We start from the raw sequence: 1,126 nt of genomic DNA, 5'->3' as shown, positions 1-1,126 counted from the left end.
TGATGCTGTTCATGGCCTTCCGCCGGATGACCGAAGTCGCGATCATTCTGGCCGCCTTGCCTGTCGCGCTGGCGGGCGGGGTCTGGCTGATCTGGTATCTGGGCTTCGATCTGTCGGTGGCGGTTCTGGTTGGGTTTATCGCTTTGGCGGGGGTCGCGGTGGAGACGGCGATCGTGATGCTGCTCTACCTGAACCTCGCTTGGGACAAACGCATCAGGCAGGCTCGTGACACCGGTATCTACCTGACTCGCCATGATATCGAAGAGGCCGTGTTCGAGGGGGCCCTGCTGCGTGTCCGCCCCAAGGTCATGACCGTCGCGACCATCTTCGCCGGCCTGATCCCGATCATGTACGGTACCGCGACCGGCTCTGAAATTATGAGCCGCATCGCCGCCCCGATGATTGGCGGCATGGCCACGGCAACGCTTCTGACCCTGTTCGTGATCCCCGCGCTCTTTGTGATCTGGAAGCAGATCACCCTGAGCCGCACCAACCGAAACCTGTCAAACCCCGAGATGGACAGCAAAACCTCTGCCATCGCGGCCCACTGATAAATCTACGCAATCAAACGGAGATTCCCATGCGTAAGCTTGTAGCAATGACCCTTCTTTCCCTAACCGTCGCCTCGGGTGCTGTGGCCCAGATGGACCACTCGAATATGGACCATTCGTCAATGCCGATGGCCGAGGACATGGTCCACGCGCCCGCAATTCTGAATGCCATCGGTGACGGCACCATCAACGTCAGTCATGGCCCTATCGCTGAAATCGGCTGGCCTGCGATGACCATGGACATGCCGATGATGGAAGGCGTCACCCTTCCCGAAGGTATGCAGCCCGGTGATGAAATCATCATGATGCTGGGTCAGGACCACGAAGGCATGTACGCCATCGGCGGTGTTGCGGCTGCGGAATAAAACTTGTCCACGTTGCTGCCACCCGTTCGGGCCTCATTGAGCGGGTGGCATACGCGCCGAAAATTTCGCGATAGCATCGATGTTTAATGTGCCATTTAGGCATACCCGCGAGTGCTTGGTTTGATGCGCCCACGAGTCTTTCTGATTTGTCTCATCCGCGGAGAGTTCAGTTAGAAATCGAATGACTTGGTTGGCAGTGGACGCCGCACA

Annotated in this window: 2 protein-coding genes; both read left to right on the top strand. The window is 58.1% G+C overall.

The genetic code is table 11. The features are described 5' to 3' along the window. Nucleotides 1-551 (top strand): efflux RND transporter permease subunit (locus BM225_RS21525; RefSeq protein ID WP_143095452.1); only part of this gene is annotated, 551 nt, incomplete at its 5' end. 29 nt (nt 552-580) lie between these two features. After that, complete coding sequence (locus BM225_RS21520) at nt 581-916, top strand: copper-binding protein (protein ID WP_092465547.1); 336 nt, start codon at nt 581-583, stop codon at nt 914-916. Nucleotides 917-1,126 lie beyond the last annotated feature (210 nt).

Origin of the sequence: Donghicola eburneus (genome assembly GCF_900115865.1) — a bacterium.
GTDB classification, from domain to species: Bacteria; Pseudomonadota; Alphaproteobacteria; order Rhodobacterales; family Rhodobacteraceae; genus Donghicola; species Donghicola eburneus.
The sequence above is the reverse complement of the archived record's forward strand: the minus strand, read 5'-3'. Positions and strand labels throughout refer to the sequence as shown.